We start from the raw sequence: 20,488 nt of genomic DNA, 5'->3' as shown, positions 1-20,488 counted from the left end.
ACAGAAGACTAAAGCGGGGCGAGGCAGGGGTCCACCAAAGATGCGGTCGCTGGTCACAACGCCCACAAGATCCCCCCGACCCCAACCGTTGCCACAGTCATCAAAGCGGCAAGACGGGTGAAAGACTGTGTCGGTAACGCTTCTGCATCGTTTTCAGATAGCCGCGACAGAGTTTTGCAAGCCTGCCGCCGTGCCGCCCAATAGATCACGATCGCTGCCAGCAAGAACAAAGTCGCGACCAGTTTGGCCGCCCAGGTTGGATCAAACGCCCCAAACACGGCCTTTAACCCGATCGCAACACCCACCGCGCCAAGGCCGGTTCCCATCCAAGCTGAAAACGTGCGTTCATTGGCCATGATCGTTCGATCCTCGGCCCACCGCGTTCGGATTTCAGCTTTTTCCTCATCATCTTTTGCATCGTGACTGGCCATGTTCCGACCCTATCCTGTCAGTTGTCTCAGTGCGACCTGATTTGCGGACGCGCGCCAAGCGATATCCCCTTGGACTAACGTCCTTTGCGCTTTCCTGCGCCCTTGGTAACGCTCTTCACCATTTTCGAGAACTTTCGCTGTCGCGCGCGGCTTTCGGCCACCGTCTCGGTGTTCTTTGCATCACCGGCGCGCAATTTGCGCCAGCGTGCCAAACGGTCCAGATCAAGCTCTCCCGCGTCGATGGCCGCGCGCACGGCACACCCTGGCTCGGTTTCATGCGCACAGTCGGAAAACCGACATTGGGTTTCCAGCTCGGCCAGATCGTCAAAAACGCTGTCGATCCCCTCGCGGGTGTCCAAAAGACGTAACGCGCGCATGCCGGGCATATCAATGATCCAACCGCCCTGCAGCATGGGACGCATACTGCGCGAGGTTGTGATGTGGCGGCCCTTGGCATCGTCTTCGCGGACACCGCCGGTGTCGGCGTCGCCCCCAGTCAAGCCATTGGTTAGGGTTGTTTTGCCCACGCCGGACGACCCGATAAAGGCCGCCGTTTGCGGGGCTTTGCACCACGCCGCCACCGCTGCCGCACCGGATGGGTCGCGGGCGTTGACGGTCAGGATCGTCAGCATCGGGTCAAGGGTCTGTGCCTCGGCCTCGTATCGAAGGGGATCATCGCACAGGTCCGCTTTTGTCAGGACCAGAACAGGATAACATCCAGCCTCATGTGCCAGTGCCAAAAACCGTTCGATCCGGGCAATGTTGAAATCATCATTGCACGAGGTCACGATAAACAGGGTATCGACATTCGCCGCGATTAGCTGCGTATGTGCATCGGTCCCGGCGGCACGTCGTTGAAGCAGTGATTTTCGCTCCAAACATCGTTGTATGCGAAGCTCTGGGTCGGCCAAAACCCAATCGCCAACCGCCAATTCGCCGGCCACGATCTTGGGAGAGGTCAGGGTGACCTCGCCCGCCTCGCCCAGCGCATTCATGCGGCTGCGGTGAATGTCGGTGATCCGGTAAGGGGTCAAGTCGGCAGCGTCGTCGCGCTGCGCTTCGAAGAAAGGGGACCAACCAAGGTCCGTAAGTGTGTGTGTCATTGGTCTGCCTGTTTCAGCATGGCATTGCACCCCGCGCGCAAACGCGGCTTGGGGTGTGCGTGCTCAGGCAGAAAGGGGATAAACCCGCTTAGCAAATTCCTGCCCGAAGGGTGATGACGACATTCATATTGGCCCTCCGATCATCTATGGCCTGCAATTTGGCGGGCCTTTGGGTGGTGTCCCGTCCGGCAAAACTTTGTTTCGCCTGTCGGGGTTCCAAATTTTGCGAATTTGAAACTGGGTGAGAGGCTGAACACGACCCAAGCGGGGCTCGTTGTGGCTGCTTCCTTCCGGACCTGACCAGATTGGCGAGGTGCCTGCCCGCGCCAACCTCTCGACCCTCATATATGAGGCGAAAACCGTCGATGCAAGCCTCAGAGTTCCATCTCGTAATGGGCAAACCCATCTTCGTCACGGTCTGTAACACAGCGAATGGATAACCACGGGTGATTTTGGCAGGCCGGTTGGGCGTTGGGCGAGGACTTGAACCAAACGCTTGCGCCTGCAACGTCTGCAAACCGCCAGATCGGGTCCGCGCCAACTTTGATCAGACCCGTCTGTTGCACATAGGCTTTCAAAACATCGCGAATGGCCAGTGGGGGCGTGGCAACAATCTGGTCTGCCGGGGCGATGGGATAGCCACCTCCACCGCAGGCGCGGTAATCACTGGTGGCCAGCAGAAAAGTGTCATCATCGCCAACCAGCTGTCCATTATGGCGAAGATCAAAAATGCGCCCGCCACCCAACCCAGACGCCGCCCCGGCGGGCGTGAAGCGCGCGGGTTGGCTGAGGTCGATCTGATAAGTCAAACCCAGCACCGATTCGAGCAGATACCCCGGCGTGCCAGCGTCTTTCAGCGCCACCGCCCGTTCCCCTGGCAACACTTGATTGAACAAGCTGGCCGACCGCTCTAGCCAGATTTTCAGAAACACTCCGGTCGCGCGGATCAACGTCAGTTCATTTGGGAACACATAAAGGTCAGACAAAGACCTGAGCGTCATCTGACCCGCATGCACATGCGAATAATAGTTCGGCCCCGCAAGCCCCCCGGACTTGAACGGCGCGCTTGAGGCCAGAACCGGAAGATCACTGCCAAGAATCTCGACCTGATACCGCCGGGCGTGATCACTCATCGCCTCTTGCACAAGCCGTGTTGCGCGATCGCCACCAACAAGGGCAAGGTAGTTGTCGAGATCCTGCGAACATTGCGCGATTGGCGTGCGCATGTGCGACAACGTGCGTTCATGCAGCAGCTGAAACCAGTTCGGAAAACCATTAGAGGCTTGGTGCGTCTGGGGCGTCGCAGTTGCTCGTGGACAGCGTGCGGCTTCGACCTTTCGCAAACTCGCCTTACCAGAAAGGACGCGCCAACCGTCACCATCATGTTCCAGCGTCAGATCAATCACCCCCAGATGCGACCCCCAGAACCCCGGCACGACGGTCGGCACGCGGTTCAGGTAATCGCTCAGCCCATCAGGCCCAACAACGGGCGAGGTTTGGTCCGGGAAGGTCTGATGGGAATGACCACCGACTATGGCGTCAATCCCCGCGACGCCAGACAGCGGCAACAGGGCGTTTTCCATCCCCTCCACATGGGTGGCATCGCCGATCCCAGAATGGGCAAGCGCAACGATGACATCCGCCCCGCGCGCCCTCAGATGGGGCACAAAGGCCTTCGCGGTCTCAACGATATCTCGCGTCTCGGGGGCTTTACCGGAATTATGACCCAGCTTCAGCGAACCGGGCGGCAGAAAGCCGATCACCGCTATTCGGATATCTTTTGGTGTACCGTTTGTGTCGATGATCTGGCGGTTGAGCATCGCAAATGGCGGAACCAAGGTGGTGTCCTGCGTCGGCACAGCCGCCCGCTTCAAAACCGTGTTGGCAGAAACGATGGGAAAGCCTGCCTGCGCAATTGCATCAAAAAGAACCTCGACCCCACGATCAAAGTCATGGTTGCCCAACGTGCCGGCGTCATAGCCCAGATTATCCATGGCCGCGATCATCGGATGCACCTTGGGGGCGTCCGCCCCACCAGCCGCACGATATTGTTCGACCACCAGATCACCCATGGCTGTGCCGTGTAGAAAATCGCCATTGTCCAACAGGATCGTATTGGGTTCTTCGGCTCGCGCCGCTTCGATCAATTTGGCTGTGTTGGTCAGCCCCCACCCTTCCACCGGACGGTCGGCGAGATAGTCGTAGGGCAAAATGTGCATGTGCAGATCAGTCGTCGCCAGAATGCGCAATCGTGCCTGCGTTGCGCCCTTGGGGGACCTGCATTGCTCCAACCGCTTCAACACCGTTTACTCTCCTACCGCTACTCCGCCTCATAGAAAAACATTCAGGAGTGATTTGAAAGATATTTTATGCAACTTTAGCGTGTTTTCTTATTGTGTTGTAAATGCGGGTGGCAATCACCAGCCATCCTGCTAGCGTTCGCCGCACGTTTTTACACATGGGGGTGCTATGAAAATCGCCGAGCAGGTTACCTTCGGTGCAGGCCTTTTAGACCGCGCAGCGGAAAAGCGTGGCGATATCAGCGGCCTTGCGCGCCTTGCTGAAACCGCGCGCATCCTGCCCATCTGGCGCGGCAAGCCGATGGTCAAGCAGAGCGCTACACTCCAGATTGATCTGGCCTGTTTGACTTTAAGCCACCCCGGAATCATGCCACGGCAAGATAAGCTGGTGTTTCTAGGTCTGGACGATAAAGGCCCATTGTTCGCCACTGATGTCTCGAAATGGCAGCCCGAGGGCGACATACCCGACCCGACCGCGTTTCTTGACCAGACATGGCAACATCTTCCCGACACGCCCGACAATCACGGGTTTGCCGAGTTGCGCGGTATCATGGCCCAGCTTACGCCGCTTGAGGCTGAAGTGGCCGCCTCTGCCCGCAGTATTCTGGAATGGCACCGCATCCACCGCTATTGCGCCAATTGCGGGACGAAAAGCGTCCCGGCGCAGGCAGGCTGGCAGCGCAATTGCCCCGCCTGTGATCGGTCACATTTTCCGCGCACCGATCCCGTGGTGATCATGTTGATCACCCACGGCAACGCGGTTCTGGTTGGTCGTGGCGCGCGGTGGCCCGAAGGCATGTTCTCGCTTCTGGCTGGCTTTTTGGAACCAGGCGAAACCATCGAAGCCGCCACACGGCGCGAAGTGTTTGAAGAAACCGGCGTGCGGGTTGGCCCGGTCGACTATCTGGCGTCGCAACCCTGGCCCTATCCGTCGTCGCTGATGATCGGCACACGCGGCACGGCCACCACGACCGAGATCACCATTGACCCCAACGAGCTGGAACAAGCCATGTGGGTGTCGCGCGAAGATATGCTAGAGGTGTTCGCAGGCCAGAAACCCGCCATTTCGCCCGCCAGAAAGGGGTCTATCGCGCAGTTCCTGCTGTCAAACTGGCTTGCGGATCGGCTTGATTAAGACCACAAACAGGCAACCTTCGGATAGAAACCAAAGAGACCACGCATGAAGTTCAAGACCCGCGAAGACATCGAAGCCACGTTGGAGCAGGTGTTTGAAGCCGTGTCGGATTTCGATGGGATGGAACGGGCCGCGCTGCGTCGCGGGGCCCAGGTCACACGCACCGACAACCTGAGCGCGCCGGGTCAGGGGATGACGTGGCATGCGTCTTTCCCGTTTCGCAACCGCACCCGCGTTGCTGATATGCTTCTGAAGACCTATGAGGCCCCACACCAGCTCTCGCTATTTTCGAAAGTATCGGGGATCGAAGCGGTGGTGGAAGTCGAACTGATGTCGCTGTCGCGCAATCGCACGCGCATGAACCTCAGCATCGACATGCGGCCCAAATCGATCCCTGCGCGGCTGTTGTTGCAATCCATGAAGCTTGCGCGAGCTTCTATGGTCAAACGGTTTCGCAAGCGGGTCGCTGATTACGCCCAGTCGATTGAAAACCGCTATCGCCCCACCACGCACCCGATTCGCTGATCAGTCGCGGGCCGGGTCGCGCGGATAGACGCCAAGGATTTCCAGGGTCGAAGTGAAATAATCCAGTTCTTCCAAGGCCAGTTGCACCTTGCGGTCGTCAGGATGCCCTTCGATATCGGCATAGAACCGCGTTGCGGTGAACGAGCCGTCCACCATGTAGCTTTCCAGTTTGGTCATGTTCACGCCATTGGTCGCAAAACCACCCATCGCCTTGTAAAGCGCGGCAGGAATGTTGCGCACTTCGAACACGAACGTGGTCATCATGCCATGGTCACCGCGCCGCCTATGGTCTGGCTCGCGCCCCATGATGACAAATCGCGTGGTATTATGGCCGTGATCCTCAACATCTTCAGCCAGCACGTCCAGCCCGTAAATCTGCCCGGCCAATGACGAGGCAAGCACGCCTTCGCCAGCGGTCTTTGCCTGCGCCAGTTTTGCCGCAGCACCTGCGCTGTCCGCCGCCGAAATCCCGCGAATGCCGTGACTTTTCAGGAACGTGGCAGATTGTGGCAGCAGCACCAGGTGCGCGCGCACTGTCTTGATATCGTCAACTTTTGACCCCGGCAGACCCAGCAGGCTGATGCGCACGCGCACGAAGGCTTCGTCCTGGATATGCAGACTGCTTTCGGGCAACAGACGGTGAATATCGGCCACCCGGCCATAGGTCGTGTTCTCGATCGGCAACATGGCTTGTTCAGCCGCGCCGCTTCGCACCGCTTCAATCACCTCTTCAAAGGTCTCACACGGCATCGGATCAAGGTCGGGACGGGCCGCGATGCAGGCCTCGTGCGAATAGGCGCCAGGTTCCCCCTGAAAGGCGATACGGCTGGTCATTTCGCGGTCCATTTCTGCCGGTTAGCGTTAAAGTGCAGCTCGTCGGCTGTCATATCGCTTGAAACATGGCAATGGAAGCGGCTAGAAGGCTTTTGACTTTGGATGAGACGGAACGCGACATGTTCGACACAATGACAATGACGAAAGCCGGGGCCGCCGTAATCGGTGCCCTCCTGTTCTTCCTGCTGGGCTCTTGGGCGGCAGACAGCCTGTATTCAACAGAAGCAGGTGGTCACGGCGAAGATGGCCACACCGCCACCGGCTACATGATTGCGACCGACGCAGAAGGTGGCGCAGAAGAAGAAGCCGAAGAGGCTGTTCCGTTTGCGGACCTGTTGGCCGCAGCCGATCCCGCCAAGGGCGAAAAGGTCTATGGCAAGTGCAAAGCCTGTCACAAGCTGGAAGACGGCGCCAATGGCACCGGTCCACACCTTTATGGCCTTATTGACCGCCCGATTGGCGGCGTTGACGGCTTTAACTATTCGGACGCACTGGCTGGGCTTGGCGGAAATTGGGGCCCGGACGAGCTGAACGAATGGCTGGCTAACCCGAAAGCTTACGCGCCGGGCAACAAGATGACCTATGCGGGTCTGAAAAAGGAAGAAGACCGCGCCGATCTGATCGCCTATCTGCAAACCATTGGCGGCTAAGCGCTGACCTATCCGTTTTTCAGGGCCGTCCCGACACCGGGGCGGCCCTTTTCTTTGCGATATGATCCCTGATTACCCCGGATCGCGCCCCGATCACCAAATCGCGCCTTGCAGTTTATTGGACCGCGCCATTAGCTTGTGAAAACGTAAAGCCGTTGAACCGTATGAGGGAAGCCAGATGATGCCTGTCCAGTCGCACGCCAAAGCGAAAACGCCCGATACCCGCCTCACCATGTTCTGGGGATTGTTGATGGGTCTTGTTCTGGTGCTGACGCCGCTGCTGGCCCGTGCCGAGACGACGATCACGTCACACGCCTATTCATACTTTGGCCAGCCGAAATACAGCGCAGATTTCACCCATCTGGACTATGTGAACCCGGACGCGCCGAAAGGTGGCGAGATCGTCATCTCATCATCAAACGGCACTTTTGACAGCTTCAACCCCTATGCGCGCAAGGGTGTGCCCGGGGCGCTGGCCTCGATCAACATTGAACGTCTGATGACCGCCACTGCCGACGAAAGCGGAACCTCCTACGGGCTGCTCGCGGAAAGTCTTGAATATCCCGAAGATCAAAGCTGGGTTATCTTCACCCTGCGCCCCGAGGCTGCGTTTGCCGATGGCAGCCCCATGACCGCCGAGGATGTGGTCTTCACGCATGATCTGTTCATGGAGCAAGGTCTGATCAGTTATCGCGAAGGCGTCAGCCGGATCATCGCCAGCGTCGAAGCCCTTGACCCGGCGCGGGTCAAATTCACCTTTCAGCCAGATGCCCCGGTCCGCGAACGCATCGGCCAAGCCTCGGCAACGCCTGTCATGTCGAAAGCGTGGTTTGAAAAGACCGGCGCGCGGCTGGACGAAAGCCGTTTAGAGCAAGCGATGGGCACCGGCCCGTATATGCTGGACAGCTACAAAATCAACCAACGCATCGTTTACAAGCGCAACCCCGACTACTGGGGCAAGGACGTGCCGATCAACAAGGGGCGTTGGAATTTCGACACGATCCGCATCGAATACTTCGCCGACAGCAATGCGGCCATCGAAGGCTTTTCGGCGGGAAGTTACACCTTCCGGCTGGAAAACAGCTCGAAAGAGTGGGCCACGTCTTATGACTTCCCAGCGGTCAAATCGGGCCACGTGATCAAGGCCGAACTGGACGATGGCAGTCAGGCCCCGGGGCAAGGTTTCGTGTTCAACATGCGTCGCGAAAAGTTTCAGGATATCCGCGTGCGTGAAGCTATCGGCCTGATGTTCAACTTCAATTGGTCGAACGAGGCGTTGTTTTATGGCCTTTACGAACGCGTGAACAGCTTTGCCGAGAACTCATATCTTGAAGCCACCGGCACACCCTCGCCCGAAGAACTGGCGCTGCTGGAACCACTGGCCGACAAGCTGCCCGAAGGCGCGTTGGGCGAGGCGATCATGGCGCCAACCTCGGGCGACAAGCAATTTGACCGACGAAACGCGCGCAAGGCTTCCGGCCTGCTTGAAGAGGCCGGATGGGTCGTCGGCAATGACGGGATGCGACGCAATGAAGCGGGCAAAACGCTGCGGGTCGAATTTCTGACCTTCTCACCCACCTTTGATCGCGTGATCACGCCCTATGTCGAAAACCTGCGCAAAATCGGCGTCGATGCTGTTCTGAACCGGGTCGATACATCCCAATTCGTCGACCGCCGCTATGCGTTCGATTATGACGTCATCACCGATCAAATGGCGTTCGGCTATGAACCCGGCAGCAATCTGGAACAGGCCTTCGGCTCGAAAGAGGCTGCGGTGTCGGTCTTCAACTCGCCCGGCGTCGCAGACCCCGCCGTGGACACCCTGATCGACATCATTCGCAATGCCGACACTAAGGACGATCTTGTGATTGCCACCAAAGCGCTAGACCGGGTCATGCGGGCGCTGAAATTCTCGGTCCCTCAATGGTACAAAAATAAACACACGGTTGCTTATTACGACCAGTTCGAACATCCCGACCCCCTGCCCCCCTATGATCTGGGCTATCTGGACTTTTGGTGGTTTAATGCCGAAAAAGCAGAAAAACTGAAGGCAGACGGCGTGCTTCGCTGACCCGCGACGCGCACGAACCGCACGAGTAAGAGAGCGAGACCCAAATGGGCGCATATATTCTGCGCAGGCTTCTTTTGATCATCCCGACTTTGCTGGGGATCATGGTGATCAACTTCACCCTGACCCAGTTTGTCCCCGGTGGCCCAATCGAACAGATCATCGCCCAGATGGAGGGCGAAGGCGACGTGTTTGCCACCATCGCAGGTGGTGGCGCTGACGCGGGTGCGGGCGGTGGCGGGGATGAACGCTATCTTGGCGCGCGCGGCTTGCCGCCTGAATTCATTGCGGAGTTGGAGAAAGAATTCGGCTTCGATAAACCCCCGGTCGAACGGTTCTTTTCGATGTTATGGAACTATGTCCGTCTGGATTTCGGCGAAAGCTATTTCCGGTCTATCGGCGTGTTCGAATTGGTGGCCGAAAAACTGCCGGTGTCGATCACCTTGGGGCTTTGGTCCACCGTGATCGCCTATATGATCTCGATCCCGCTGGGCGTGCGCAAAGCTGTGCGCGATGGGTCGAAATTCGACACATGGACGTCGGGCGTGATCATCGTGGCCTATGCGATCCCCGGCTTTCTGTTCGCCATCCTTTTGCTGGTCGTCTTTGCAGGCGGGTCTTACCTGCAATGGTTCCCGCTTCGCGGCCTGACCTCTGACAATTGGAGCGAGATGAGCCTTTGGGGTAAGATCGTCGACTATTTCTGGCACATCACCCTGCCGGTTTTTGCCTCGACCATCGCGAGTTTTGCGACACTGACTCTGCTGACCAAGAACAGCTTTCTGGACGAGATAAAGAAGCAATACGTGGTGACCGCCCGCGCCAAAGGTCTGGCGGAAAGTCGGGTGCTGTATGGCCACGTGTTCCGCAATGCGATGTTGATCGTGATCGCAGGCTTCCCCGCCGTTTTTCTTGGCGTTTTCTTTGGCGGCTCTGTGATCATCGAAACGCTATTCTCGCTTGACGGGCTAGGGCGGCTTGGGTTCGAGGCCGCGTTGCAGCGCGACTATCCCGTTATCTTCGGCACGCTGTTCGTCTTCGGCCTGATCGGTCTGCTCGTCGGCATCCTGTCTGACCTTATGTATGTGTTTGTCGATCCCCGCATCGACTTTGAAGGGCGCGAGGTCTGATCATGGCCCAATCCGCATTCCAACTGTCCCCCCTGAACCAACGCCGTTGGCGCAATTTTCGCAGAAACAATCGTGCCTTCTGGTCGCTGATCCTGTTTTGCATCCTGTTTGGCCTATCACTGCTGGCTGAATTCATCGCCAACGACAAACCCATCGTGGTTAGCTATCAGGGTGAACTCTACGCTCCGATCTTCAAGTTTTATCCCGAAACCACCTTTGGCGGAGATTTCAGGACCGAGGCGAATTATGGCGATATCGAAGTCCGGTGCCTGATCAAATCCGGCGGGCTTGATGCCTGCTGGGACGACCCGGAAGATGTCATCGCGCAGTCCGAAACCGGCATGGTGGACGGGGCCGAGATCGAGAAAGGCTGGCTGCTTTGGCCGCCGATCCCTTACAGCTTCACCACCATTGTCGACACAGGCGGCGCAGTGCCATCGCCCCCTACCAGCCAGAACATATTGGGCACGGATGACACGTCGCGCGATGTATCCGCGCGTGTCATCTATGGCTTCCGGTTGTCGGTCTTTTTCACCATCATCGTGACCGTGCTAACGTCCGTCGTCGGCATCGCCGCCGGGGCCATCCAAGGCTATTTCGGCGGCTGGGTGGATCTTGTGTTCCAACGCATCTTGGAAATCTGGAGCTCAACGCCATCGCTTTACGTCATCATCATTCTGTTCGCGATTTTAGGACGAAGTTTCTGGCTTTTGGTGTTTGTCACCGTGCTGTTCGGCTGGCCCGCGCTGGTGGGCGTCGTCCGCGCCGAATTCCTGCGCGCGCGCAATTTCGAATATGTCCGCGCGGCGCGTGCTTTGGGGGTATCGAACCGGGTGATCATGGTGCGCCATGTGCTGCCCAACGCGATGGTCGCCACGCTGACCATGCTGCCGTTTATCATCACCGGCACAATCTCGACCCTTGCAACGCTGGACTTCCTGGGCTTCGGCCTACCGTCCTCCTCCCCATCGCTGGGCGAGCTGACACGCCAAGCCAAAGCCAACCTGCAGGCGCCGTGGCTGGGGTTCACCGCCTTCTTGACCTTTTCGATCCTGCTGTCCTTGCTTGTCTTCATTTTTGAGGGCGTGCGCGACGCATTTGACCCGCGAAAGACCTTCCAATGAGCGTTCTGAACGTCAAAGACCTGCATGTCTCATTCCGTCAGGACGGCCAGCTTCACCCCGCCGTGCAGGGTGTCAGCTTCGAGGTTGGCAAAGGCGAAACGGTCGCCATTGTGGGCGAAAGCGGATCGGGCAAATCCGTCACTGCGTTATCCACCGTATCGCTTCTGCCGGATAGCGCACAAGTCAGCGGGTCGATCACCTATGATGGGCGCGAGATGATTGGCGCATCGCCATCCGACTTGCGCGACGTGCGCGGCAATGACATCAGCTTCATCTTTCAGGAACCGATGACATCGCTGAATCCGCTGCACACGATCGAAAAGCAACTGGCCGAGTCGATTGAGCTGCACCAAGGTCTGACCGGGGACGCGGTCCGCGCGCGCATCCTTGAGCTTCTGAACAAGGTCGGTATCCGCGACGCCGAAACGCGGCTTGCGCATTATCCGCACCAATTGTCCGGCGGGCAACGGCAGCGAGTGATGATCGCCATGGCGCTGGCAAACGGGCCCGAACTTCTGATCGCGGATGAACCAACCACGGCACTGGACGTAACCATTCAGGCGCAGATCCTCGACCTTCTGGCCGAATTGAAAGACAGCGAAGGGATGGGCTTGCTGTTCATCACCCATGACCTTGGCATCGTGCGTAAAATTGCGGATCGCGTCTGCGTGATGAAAGATGGCATCATCGTTGAAGAAGGCCCAACCGCCGCGCTGTTTGCCAACCCCAAACACGACTACACCCGCACCCTGATCAATGCCGAGGCGCATGGCCGCCCCGACCCGGTGCCCGCAGACGCACCGGAAATTGCCGCGACCAAAGACCTGCGCATCTGGTTCCCGATCCAGCGCGGCTTTCTGCGGCGCACGGTCGGGCATGTGAAGGCCGTGAACGCCGCCAGCTTCTCGGTCCGCGCGGGTGAAACCGTTGGGATTGTCGGTGAAAGCGGGTCGGGCAAGACGACGCTGGCACTGGCCGTGATGCGGTTGATTAGCTCGGATGGCCCGGTGGTGTTTCTGGGCGAGGATATTCAGGGGCGCAAGTCGCGCCAACTGCAACCGCTTCGGCGCGACATGCAGATCGTGTTCCAAGACCCCTATGGGTCATTGTCGCCGCGCATGACGGCGGAAGAGATTATCGCCGAAGGCCTCTCCGTGCACGGATTAGAACCCGGTCGGGATCGGCGCGAAATGGTGACGGAAATCATGTTGGAGGTCGGGCTCGACCCCGCCACAATGGATCGCTATCCGCACGAGTTTTCCGGCGGACAACGCCAACGTATCGCCATCGCACGGGCGATGATCCTGCGCCCAAAACTGGTCGTTCTGGATGAACCAACCTCGGCGCTGGATATGACCGTGCAGGTGCAGATTGTCGAGCTATTGCGCGGCCTTCAGAAGAAGCACGGGCTGGCCTATCTGTTCATCTCACATGACCTGCGCGTGGTGCGCGCGCTATCTCATCACGTGTTGGTTATGCGCGCGGGCGATGTTGTGGAAAGCGGTCCGGCAGATCAGATTTTTGACGCCCCGCAGACGGATTACACCCGCGCCTTGATGGCGGCGGCATTCGACATTGTCGCAACGAAGGGCGCGTCAGAGTAAGGCGTGAGCACCGTTCAGGACGGACCTAGCACGTTGCAACGTGTGTTGCGTGCGGTCAGTCGACGGCAAGCCAGATCGGCTTGAGTCTGTGACATCCCCACGAAATTCGCATGCCACCCGTCCGAGCGGCGAACAACTTTGCGAAGGGCCTCGTCCAGCGTGTCGATCTCTTTCAATGCGGTTTTCAGAAGGGTGCGTTCGGCCTGATAGCGTGACCCAAGCACACCCACATTAATCGCCCAATGACGCCCACCTGAGGTCGACATACGCGTCACCACTTCAGGTTCGGCGGTCGAGGGGGCTTGTGACGCAAGTGACGTCAGAATGATTGCGGCGGGACGGGCTGGCGGGGCGGCCGCCGTCACTGGCGCAGCAGGCTTGCCGACGAATGGTTGCGCGGTGGGGGTGGGAGCCGGAGCCTCAACTGAGGCCGTAACAATCTCGGCCACGGGCGTTGTTGTTGTCGGCTCTTGCGCCTGCACTTGCGGCAAGGCATCTGCCACGACCTCCGGCTCCTCCAAAGGCTCAGCAATTGCCGTCGCGACGGCGTCTTTGATGCTTTCGGTCAGGGCAGCAAGCTGGGCTTGTGCGGCTGGATCTTGTTTGATCGGGCGTGGGCTGGGGCGCGGGCTCAGTTTGACGGCTGTGATCAAACGAATGGTCTTGCCAAACGCGCCGGGTTGCGGTGTTTCACGCGCCTCGGCTGTATAGGCAGGCAGCGCCGGTTTGCGCACCGAAGCGCGGTTGGGCGCGCGGCGGAAGCCAAGATCCATCAGTTCGGCAACTTTTGCATTGCGCGATGCGGTCGATTGGCCACCAAAAACCGTTGTGATAATTCGCTTAGAACCGCGTTCCGCGGACGCCACCAGATTGAAGCCAGCGGCGCGCGTGTAGCCGGTTTTAATGCCATCTGCGCCCTTATAATTTCTCAGAAACCGCCGGTTGGTGTTTGACACGGGCTTCATCCCCGCATCCGTCGTGATGCGCGAAAACAGGTTGTAGTAACCGGGGTGATCAAAAAACAGGTGGCGGCCCAGCGCGGTCATATCGCGCGCGGTCGACAGGTGGCCCTTTTCGGTCAGCCCGTGGGCGTTTTTGAAATGTGTGCGCGACATACCCAGCGCCTTTGCAGTCCGGTTCATCCGACGGGCAAAAGCCGCTTCGGACCCGGAAATCGCAATGCCGATCGCAGTCGCCGCATCATTGGCGGATTTGACACTTGCCGCACGGATCAAATAGCGGAACTTGATTTTCTGCCCCGCTCGCAACCCTAGTTTCGAGGGCGGTTCGGACGCCGCTTTGCTGGTGATCGTCACAACCGTATCGGGTGAAATCTCGCCGCGCTTGATCGCTTGAAATGCGATATACAGCGTCATCATTTTGGTTAAAGAGGCTGGATGCAGCCGCGTATCCGCATTGCGCGAATGAAGCACCTCGCCGGTGCGCGCATCTATCACCATCGCTGCGTAGGGTGCCGCTTGCGCACGCGATGGCGCAATCTGCACAACACAGCCAATTACTGCAAGGAACAGCCCAATACGGACCCACTGCCACGGACGTTTTTGCACGTCGTCCACCTTTTCTGCCTCAATCGCCTGGATCTTATGTCCGGCTGATTTGTTTTTTTCAGCGTAACACGAAGATTACGTTTGAGAAAACACCTTATTTTCAATGGCCTATTTCGTGGCGCACAGGACACGGACGGCAGATGTAGTGGCGCGGCCTGCGCCGGAACCTATATCTGGGGCAGTTCGTTCAAAATTGCTGGCAGTCGCGATAGATCGCGCAAGGTACGAAATTTTTCATGCGCAATCGGAGCCATCGCCTGCTCATAGCTCCATGTCAGGTCATGCGGGACATGCACGGCCCAAGCACCGGCCTCAAGCGCCGGGATCACGTCGGACTTCAGCGAATTGCCAACCATTACCGCCTTCTGCACGCCGCCAAAGGGCAAAAATGCCCGCTTGTAAACAGCGGGCGACTTGTCAGACACGATCTGAACCCCATCGAAATAGTCGCCAAGACCCGACTGCGCCAACTTGCGTTCCTGATCCAGCAGGTCGCCCTTGGTGATCAGAAGGATGTTATGGGTTTTCGCCAGTTCACCCACCACATCCCCGGCATGGGGCAGCAGTTCAATCGGGTGTGATAGCATTTCCTGCCCCGCATCAATCAACGCCTGAATGACGTGACCGGGGACTTTGCCATCCGTCACCTCGATCGCGGTTTCAATCATGGACAGGGTAAAGCCCTTCACACCGAAGCCGTAGTGGCCAAGGTTGCGCATCTCGGCCTGCAACAGCCTTTCAGATAGGTGATCGGGGTCCGCAAAATCGGCCAGAAGCTCGGCGAAACGTGTCTGGGTGATTTGAAAGAACTGCTCGTTTTGCCACAAGGTATCGTCCGCATCGAAACCAATTGTTGTGACTTGCGCGGCCATTTTGTATGTGCCTTTCATAAGACCCTGCACGCTGCCTCTTTTCTTTGGGGATGACGACTATATATTCTGTGGTCCAAACATGCCCTTTTACAACCTTCGGAGTGAAGCCCACATGGCCAGACTGCCCTTCATCTTGTCACAAGGCGACGACGCCGATGACGGCGATGCTGGCCTTGCTGTGGTCACGAAACCGAAGACCAAGCGCCCGCCGATGTATAAGGTTTTGATTTTGAACGACGATTTCACACCAATGGAATTCGTTGTAATGGTGCTGGAACGGTTCTTTGGCATGAACCACGCGCAGGCGTTTGAGCTTATGCTGACAGTGCATAAAAAAGGGCTGGCCGTGGCCGGTGTCTTTTCCCACGAGGTCGCCGAGACAAAAGTGACCCAAGTCATGCATATGGCGCGCGAGCATCAGCATCCGCTGCAATGCACGATGGAAAAGGAGTAGCCGCGTCAGCGGTGATCAACATGCTTCACACAAGATTATCCCTAGCACTGCGCGACGGCGCGGTGTCACTGCCGGAAGACGGTCGCATCCTGGTTGTCGGGCCAACCGCCGAACAGGACCTGTCGGCGTTGCCAAAAGACCAAGTGACGATCTACAGCCGCTTTTTTCCTGATCATGATCATTGGACGTCGCGCGGTTTCGATACCGTTTCCACACTGCCAGACAGTGAATTTGCGGCAGCTTTGGTTTGTGCACCCCGGTCGAAAACATTGGCGCACTCTTGGGTGCAGGCCGCCACAAAGGCCACGAATGGCGGGTTGGTTTTGCTGGATGGGCAAAAGACCGATGGGATTGACAGCCTGCTGAAAGCCTTGAAAAAGAGGGCCGATCTGCTTGGTACGCTTTCCAAAGCGCATGGCAAGCTGATCTGGTTTAAAAACGCGGACGTCGCGGATTGGGCGGCTGTGGACACGCAGCTAGAAGGCGGTTTCACCACACGGCCCGGTGTGTTTTCGGCAGACAGGGTCGACAAGGGGTCGGCGGTTCTTGCCGCAGCCATGCCGGCTGAAATCAAGGGCCGCGTAGCCGATCTGGGCGCGGGCTGGGGGTATCTTTCGCGGCATATTCTGGAACGCTCTGGCGTCACCTCGCTCGATTTGATTGAGGCTGATCTGGTGGCGCTTGAGTGTGCAAAGATCAACATCACCGACCCGCGCGCCAATTTTATCTGGGACGATGCGACCCGCTTTCGCCCGCCAGCCCCCTATGACGTCGTCATTTCAAACCCGCCGTTTCACACAGGCCGCGCCGGCGATCCGAATCTCGGTCGCGCCTTCATTCGGTCCGCAGCCGCGATGCTGAGCCCGTCAGGTCGGTTTGTGATGGTCGCCAACCGGCATCTGCCTTACGAGGACACGCTGGGCGAGTTGTTTCGCGAGGTCGAAGAATTGGGCGGCACGCCGGGGTTCAAACTGCTAAGCGGCACAAAGCCACGTCGCACACGGCGCTAGGATCAGCTAGGCTCACCGGGAATCAGGAGGCACATATGTCCTTTTCCATCACTGGCAAAACCGCCATCATCACGGGCGCAGCCAATGGTATCGGCCTGTCCATTGCCCGCCATTTTGCGGATCACGGGGCGAACGTGGTTTGCGCTGACATGGATGAAGCGCGCCTTTTGGACGAATGGGGGCCAAACCCCGACAGTGATGCGGATGATCCGTCAAATACTCGTATTTTCGCAGGCGATCTGCGTGAAAAACTGACCATTGCGAACCTTCTGTCCGCCACCATCGACGCGTTTGAGCGCGTCGACATTTTGGTGAACGCCTCGCGTCAGGTGATGTTGGCCGACCCGCTTGATGCCGACAACACAGCGGTGCAAATGCTGCTGGACCAGAACCTGATGACCAGCCTGCGCCTGAGCCAATTGGTGGCGAAACGTATGATCCAGCAAGGGGAAGATTTAGGGGAGGATGAACAGACCGCGCCGCTGGGGGCGATTGTAAACCTGTCATCTATCGCTGCCTATCGCACGCAACCGGGATTGATGGCCTTTTCAATTGCCAGCGCGGCGCTGGATCAAATGACGCGGTCGCTGGCCGTTGCGTTGGCGTCAAACCGCATCCGCGTTAATGCCGTCGCTTTTGGGTCAGTGATGAGCGCAAGCTTGCGCGACTCGATTCGCGAAGCTGGTGAAACTCGTGCAGATATTTTGGAAGGCACCCCCCTTGGCCGCATCGCTTCGGCCAACGAAGTGGCAGACGCGGTGCAATTCCTATCCTCAGCAGGCGCGGGCTTCATGACCGGACACATCCTGACAGTTGACGGCGGGCGCAGCCTGCTGGACGCCGTCGGCAACCCGGCGCACTGATACCCGCCCCTTACTTCACGAACATAAAAGCCAATAACACAGAGCCGCCACGCGACTGAAGGAGAGGCACTTGACCGACAAGATGGAAGACCAGAAAGCCCGCGCAAGCGCATGGTTTCGTGACCTTCGCGACCAGATCGTCGCCGCGTTCGAAGGTCTGGAAGACACCCAGACAAGTGGCCCATTTGCCAACCAGCCCGCTGGACGGTTTGAGGTCAGCGAAACGACCCGCAACTCCGACGACGGAAGTGACGCAGGTGGCGGCATGATGAGCGTTATGCGCAATGGCCGCGTCTTCGAAAAAGTGGGCGTCAATATCTCGACCGTATACGGCACACTTGGCAAATCTGCGCAGAAAGCCATGGCCGCGCGCGGCGTGCCGGGGATGGCGGACGATCCTCGGTTCTGGGCGTCGGGCATCAGCCTTGTGGCGCATATGCAAAACCCGCACACGCCCGCCGTTCATATGAACACTCGGATGTTCTGGACGCCAAATGCGTGGTGGTTCGGTGGCGGGGCCGACCTGAACCCCTGTATCGAATATGACGAAGATACCGCCCATTTCCACAGCCAGTTGGAAGCCGCGTGCCAGCGTCACGACATTGCCTATTATGACAAGTTCAAAGCTTGGGCGGACGAATATTTCTTTATCCCCCACCGCGGTCGCGCGCGCGGTGTTGGCGGCATCTTCTATGATGACCTGAACACCGGCGATTGGGAGGCTGACTTTGCCTTCACCAAAGACATTGGCCGCGCGTTCCTACCCGCTTTCGTGCCCGTCACCGAAACCCGCTGCGACACACCTTGGAACGACGCTGACAAAGATAAGCAGCTCGTCCACCGGGGGCTCTATGCCGAATATAATCTGGTGTATGACCGTGGCACCAAGTTTGGCCTGACCACTGGCCATGACGCCAACGCTGTGTTGATGAGCCTGCCACCCTTGGCCAAGTGGGTCTGACGCTCGGTCCAGCGATCCTCCCTATCCTGTAACATTGCACGCAATACACGTGCCGGATGTGGCTTGCCTTGCCTGTGTGTTGCGGGCAACCTGTTGGGAACGAAACGAAAGGCGCGCGCGTGAGTTCATTCAAGCTTGATGACTTCCTTCCCTATCAACTGTCGGTGCTGTCCAGCCGTGTCAGCGCAGGTTTTTCGAAACACTACCGGAAAGCCTATGGCATCTCGGTATCCGAATGGCGTGTGGTGGCCCATCTAAGCCAGGCGGACAGCGTCAGTGTTCGCGAAATTCATGCACGGGTGGACATGGACAAGCCCAAAGTCAGCCGCGCTGCGTCCCGGCTGGAAGCTGCGGGTTATGTCACCAAGACAGTGAACCCCCATGATCGCCGACTTGTCGAACTGAGCCTGACGCCAAAAGGGCGCGACATGATCCAGGCGCTGACGCCGATTGCCCACCAATATGAAAGGCAACTGTCTGCCCTTCTGGGCGCGGATGATGCAAAGTTTCGCACCCGCGTGTCCGAGCTCATTGCGACCCTTGACCACGACCTGACCGAAGACGATCAAGCCTGACATTAACGACCGCCGTTTTTTCGGCGCGTAGGGGCGACAAAGCGACCTTTGCTGTGCGATCCTGCCTCGACATCAGACCATAAAAGGGGATTCCCATGTCCGACATCGTAATTCTTGGCGGCGCTCGCACCGCAATTGGCACCTTTGGCGGCAGTCTGGCCGCAACCCCACCCAGCGCACTGGGTTCCAGTGTCACGCGCGAGGCAATGGTGCGCGCGGGCGTCGAGTCGGGCCAGATCGGCCACGTCGCCTTTGGCCACGTCATCAACACCGAGCCACGTGATATGTATCTTTCGCGCGTCGCCATGATCGAGGCAGGCATTCCCGACACCACCCCCGCGATGAACGTAAACCGTCTATGCGGGTCCGGGCTTCAGGCGGTGGTGTCTGTCGCACAATCCCTGCTGCTGGGGGATAGCGACTTTGGTGTGGCAGGCGGTGCCGAAAGCATGAGCCGTGCACCCTACATTCTACCCCAAGCTCGTTGGGGCCAGAAAATGGGCGACACCGGTGCACAAGATATGATGCTGGGCGCGCTGAACTGCCCGTTTGGCACCGGGCATATGGGTGTGACCGCCGAAAACGTCGCGGCCGAACATGATGTCAGCCGCGCAGATCAAGACGCCTTCGCGCTGGAAAGCCAGAAACGCGCTGCTGCGGCCATCGAGGCTGGCCATTTCGACACCCAGATCGTCCCGATCGAGGTCAAACAGCGCCGCGAAACGGTGGAATTTGCCCGCGACGAACACCCCAAACCCACAACGGCCGAGGCTTTGGCCGGTCTGCGCACCGTGTTCCAGAAGGATGGGAGCGTCACGGCGGGCAATGCCTCGGGCATCAACGACGGGGCGGCGGCTTTGGTGCTGGCACGCGCCGATGCGGCAGACCGCGCGGGTCTGAAGCCCATGGCCCGCATCATCAGCTATGGCCACGCAGGCGTGCGGCCCGAAGTGATGGGCATTGGCCCTGTGCCAGCGGTCGAAAACCTGTTGGCAAAAACCGGGCTGAGCGTCGCGGATTTCGATGTGATCGAATCAAACGAGGCCTTTGCTGCGCAAGCCATCGCCGTAAACAAGGGTCTTGGTCTGGACCCAGCCAAAGTGAACCCAAACGGCGGTGCCATCGCCTTGGGACACCCGGTCGGGGCAACTGGCGCGATCATCACGATCAAGGCGCTGTATGAATTGGAACGGATTGGTGGATCGAAAGCGCTGATCACCATGTGCATCGGCGGCGGTCAGGGCATCGCGCTGGCCATCGAACGCATCTGATCAGAAGGTC

19 protein-coding genes and 1 other RNA gene are annotated in these 20,488 nt (G+C 58.5%); 13 read left to right on the top strand and 7 right to left on the bottom strand.

Annotation, left to right across the window (positions count from 1 at the left end; translation table 11 throughout):
* Positions 1 to 53: 53 nt before the first annotated feature.
* From MUY35_RS12225 to MUY35_RS12210, 4 genes are all read right to left on the bottom strand, one after another.
* Positions 54 to 431 carry a DUF202 domain-containing protein gene (locus MUY35_RS12225; protein ID WP_248368829.1) on the bottom strand — a complete coding sequence of 126 codons (378 nt, stop codon included), beginning with the start codon at positions 429 to 431 and terminating at the stop codon, positions 54 to 56.
* A 74-nt stretch (positions 432 to 505) separates the two neighbouring features.
* Positions 506 to 1,534 (bottom strand): ribosome small subunit-dependent GTPase A, encoded by a 1,029-nt coding sequence (gene rsgA / locus MUY35_RS12220; RefSeq protein ID WP_248368827.1) that lies wholly within the window; start codon positions 1,532 to 1,534, stop codon positions 506 to 508.
* Positions 1,535 to 1,773: 239 nt separating this feature from the next.
* Positions 1,774 to 1,871, bottom strand: an RNA gene (ffs, locus tag MUY35_RS12215) — signal recognition particle sRNA small type.
* A gap of 37 nt (positions 1,872 to 1,908) precedes the next feature.
* Positions 1,909 to 3,837, bottom strand: a complete 1,929-nt coding sequence (locus MUY35_RS12210) for a bifunctional 2',3'-cyclic-nucleotide 2'-phosphodiesterase/3'-nucleotidase (protein ID WP_248368825.1) — start codon at positions 3,835 to 3,837, stop codon at positions 1,909 to 1,911.
* A gap of 166 nt (positions 3,838 to 4,003) precedes the next feature.
* Between MUY35_RS12210 and nudC the strand changes: the two genes are divergently transcribed.
* Both nudC and MUY35_RS12200 read left to right on the top strand, forming a co-directional pair.
* The gene (gene nudC / locus MUY35_RS12205) at positions 4,004 to 4,969 is read left to right on the top strand and encodes an NAD(+) diphosphatase (RefSeq protein WP_248368806.1); all 966 of its coding nucleotides are present in this window, start codon (positions 4,004 to 4,006) and stop codon (positions 4,967 to 4,969) included.
* 45 nt (positions 4,970 to 5,014) lie between these two features.
* Positions 5,015 to 5,494: an SRPBCC family protein gene (locus MUY35_RS12200; protein ID WP_248368804.1), complete on the top strand. Its 480-nt coding sequence runs from the start codon at positions 5,015 to 5,017 to the stop codon at positions 5,492 to 5,494.
* Here the strand turns inward: MUY35_RS12200 and MUY35_RS12195 are convergent, their stop codons facing one another.
* A complete protein-coding gene (locus MUY35_RS12195) occupies positions 5,495 to 6,328 on the bottom strand; it encodes a prephenate dehydratase (RefSeq protein WP_248368802.1) in 834 nt (277 codons plus the stop codon).
* Between the two features lie 119 nt (positions 6,329 to 6,447).
* Between MUY35_RS12195 and MUY35_RS12190 the strand changes: the two genes are divergently transcribed.
* The 5 genes from MUY35_RS12190 to MUY35_RS12170 all read left to right on the top strand — a co-directional run bounded on the left by MUY35_RS12190 (position 6,448) and on the right by MUY35_RS12170 (position 12,904).
* Positions 6,448 to 6,978, top strand: coding sequence for a cytochrome c family protein (locus MUY35_RS12190; RefSeq protein ID WP_248368799.1), 531 nt, complete (start codon positions 6,448 to 6,450; stop codon positions 6,976 to 6,978).
* A 178-nt stretch (positions 6,979 to 7,156) separates the two neighbouring features.
* A complete protein-coding gene (locus MUY35_RS12185; RefSeq protein ID WP_248368796.1) occupies positions 7,157 to 9,049 on the top strand; it encodes an extracellular solute-binding protein in 1,893 nt (630 codons plus the stop codon).
* Between the two features lie 44 nt (positions 9,050 to 9,093).
* A complete protein-coding gene (locus MUY35_RS12180; protein ID WP_248368793.1) occupies positions 9,094 to 10,176 on the top strand; it encodes a microcin C ABC transporter permease YejB in 1,083 nt (360 codons plus the stop codon).
* 2 nt (positions 10,177 to 10,178) lie between these two features.
* The gene (locus MUY35_RS12175) at positions 10,179 to 11,300 is read left to right on the top strand and encodes an ABC transporter permease (RefSeq protein WP_248368790.1); all 1,122 of its coding nucleotides are present in this window, start codon (positions 10,179 to 10,181) and stop codon (positions 11,298 to 11,300) included.
* Positions 11,297 to 12,904 carry an ABC transporter ATP-binding protein gene (locus tag MUY35_RS12170; protein WP_248368775.1) on the top strand — a complete coding sequence of 536 codons (1,608 nt, stop codon included), beginning with the start codon at positions 11,297 to 11,299 and terminating at the stop codon, positions 12,902 to 12,904. Before MUY35_RS12175 ends, MUY35_RS12170 begins: the two co-directional genes overlap by 4 nt.
* 14 nt (positions 12,905 to 12,918) lie before the next feature.
* On the opposite strand, the gene MUY35_RS12165 is transcribed toward MUY35_RS12170, so the two are convergent.
* On the bottom strand, positions 12,919 to 14,409 hold the full coding sequence (locus tag MUY35_RS12165; RefSeq protein ID WP_348984514.1) for a D-alanyl-D-alanine carboxypeptidase family protein: 1,491 nt from the start codon (positions 14,407 to 14,409) through the stop codon (positions 12,919 to 12,921).
* Between the two features lie 230 nt (positions 14,410 to 14,639).
* Entirely contained in the window at positions 14,640 to 15,344 is a 705-nt protein-coding gene (locus MUY35_RS12160) for an HAD family hydrolase (RefSeq protein ID WP_248369037.1), read from the bottom strand.
* 112 nt (positions 15,345 to 15,456) lie between these two features.
* Between MUY35_RS12160 and clpS the strand changes: the two genes are divergently transcribed.
* The 6 genes from clpS (at position 15,457) to MUY35_RS12130 (ending at position 20,478) form a co-directional block, all read left to right on the top strand.
* On the top strand, positions 15,457 to 15,798 hold the full coding sequence (clpS, locus tag MUY35_RS12155) for an ATP-dependent Clp protease adapter ClpS (protein ID WP_248368771.1): 342 nt from the start codon (positions 15,457 to 15,459) through the stop codon (positions 15,796 to 15,798).
* Between the two features lie 20 nt (positions 15,799 to 15,818).
* Positions 15,819 to 16,808, top strand: coding sequence for a class I SAM-dependent methyltransferase (locus tag MUY35_RS12150; protein WP_248368768.1), 990 nt, complete (start codon positions 15,819 to 15,821; stop codon positions 16,806 to 16,808).
* 35 nt (positions 16,809 to 16,843) lie between these two features.
* Positions 16,844 to 17,671 carry an SDR family oxidoreductase gene (locus MUY35_RS12145; RefSeq protein WP_248368764.1) on the top strand — a complete coding sequence of 276 codons (828 nt, stop codon included), beginning with the start codon at positions 16,844 to 16,846 and terminating at the stop codon, positions 17,669 to 17,671.
* Between the two features lie 70 nt (positions 17,672 to 17,741).
* Positions 17,742 to 18,632 carry an oxygen-dependent coproporphyrinogen oxidase gene (gene hemF, locus MUY35_RS12140; RefSeq protein ID WP_248368761.1) on the top strand — a complete coding sequence of 297 codons (891 nt, stop codon included), beginning with the start codon at positions 17,742 to 17,744 and terminating at the stop codon, positions 18,630 to 18,632.
* Positions 18,633 to 18,751: 119 nt separating this feature from the next.
* Positions 18,752 to 19,207 carry a MarR family transcriptional regulator gene (locus tag MUY35_RS12135; protein ID WP_248368758.1) on the top strand — a complete coding sequence of 152 codons (456 nt, stop codon included), beginning with the start codon at positions 18,752 to 18,754 and terminating at the stop codon, positions 19,205 to 19,207.
* 95 nt (positions 19,208 to 19,302) lie between these two features.
* The gene (locus MUY35_RS12130) at positions 19,303 to 20,478 is read left to right on the top strand and encodes an acetyl-CoA C-acyltransferase family protein (protein ID WP_248368747.1); all 1,176 of its coding nucleotides are present in this window, start codon (positions 19,303 to 19,305) and stop codon (positions 20,476 to 20,478) included.
* Positions 20,479 to 20,488: the final 10 nt, after the last annotated feature.

The sequence above is a fragment of the Aliiroseovarius sp. S1339 genome (assembly GCF_023195695.1).
GTDB lineage: Bacteria > Pseudomonadota > Alphaproteobacteria > Rhodobacterales > Rhodobacteraceae > Aliiroseovarius.
The sequence above is the reverse complement of the archived record's forward strand: the minus strand, read 5'-3'. Positions and strand labels throughout refer to the sequence as shown.

Bases quoted from the DNA above. Each gene is read 5' to 3' on its own strand.
- MUY35_RS12225 (WP_248368829.1), bottom strand. From the start codon at position 431: ATGGCCAGTCACGATGCAAAAGATGATGAGGAAAAAGCTGAAATCCGA.
- rsgA (WP_248368827.1), bottom strand. From the start codon at position 1,534: ATGACACACACACTTACGGACCTTGGTTGGTCCCCTTTCTTCGAAGCG.
- nudC (WP_248368806.1), top strand. From the start codon at position 4,004: ATGAAAATCGCCGAGCAGGTTACCTTCGGTGCAGGCCTTTTAGACCGC.
- MUY35_RS12200 (WP_248368804.1), top strand. From the start codon at position 5,015: ATGAAGTTCAAGACCCGCGAAGACATCGAAGCCACGTTGGAGCAGGTG.
- MUY35_RS12195 (WP_248368802.1), bottom strand. From the start codon at position 6,328: ATGACCAGCCGTATCGCCTTTCAGGGGGAACCTGGCGCCTATTCGCAC.
- MUY35_RS12190 (WP_248368799.1), top strand. From the start codon at position 6,448: ATGTTCGACACAATGACAATGACGAAAGCCGGGGCCGCCGTAATCGGT.
- MUY35_RS12185 (WP_248368796.1), top strand. From the start codon at position 7,157: ATGATGCCTGTCCAGTCGCACGCCAAAGCGAAAACGCCCGATACCCGC.
- MUY35_RS12180 (WP_248368793.1), top strand. From the start codon at position 9,094: ATGGGCGCATATATTCTGCGCAGGCTTCTTTTGATCATCCCGACTTTG.
- MUY35_RS12175 (WP_248368790.1), top strand. From the start codon at position 10,179: ATGGCCCAATCCGCATTCCAACTGTCCCCCCTGAACCAACGCCGTTGG.
- MUY35_RS12170 (WP_248368775.1), top strand. From the start codon at position 11,297: ATGAGCGTTCTGAACGTCAAAGACCTGCATGTCTCATTCCGTCAGGAC.
- MUY35_RS12160 (WP_248369037.1), bottom strand. From the start codon at position 15,344: ATGGCCGCGCAAGTCACAACAATTGGTTTCGATGCGGACGATACCTTG.
- clpS (WP_248368771.1), top strand. From the start codon at position 15,457: ATGGCCAGACTGCCCTTCATCTTGTCACAAGGCGACGACGCCGATGAC.
- MUY35_RS12150 (WP_248368768.1), top strand. From the start codon at position 15,819: ATGCTTCACACAAGATTATCCCTAGCACTGCGCGACGGCGCGGTGTCA.
- MUY35_RS12145 (WP_248368764.1), top strand. From the start codon at position 16,844: ATGTCCTTTTCCATCACTGGCAAAACCGCCATCATCACGGGCGCAGCC.
- MUY35_RS12130 (WP_248368747.1), top strand. From the start codon at position 19,303: ATGTCCGACATCGTAATTCTTGGCGGCGCTCGCACCGCAATTGGCACC.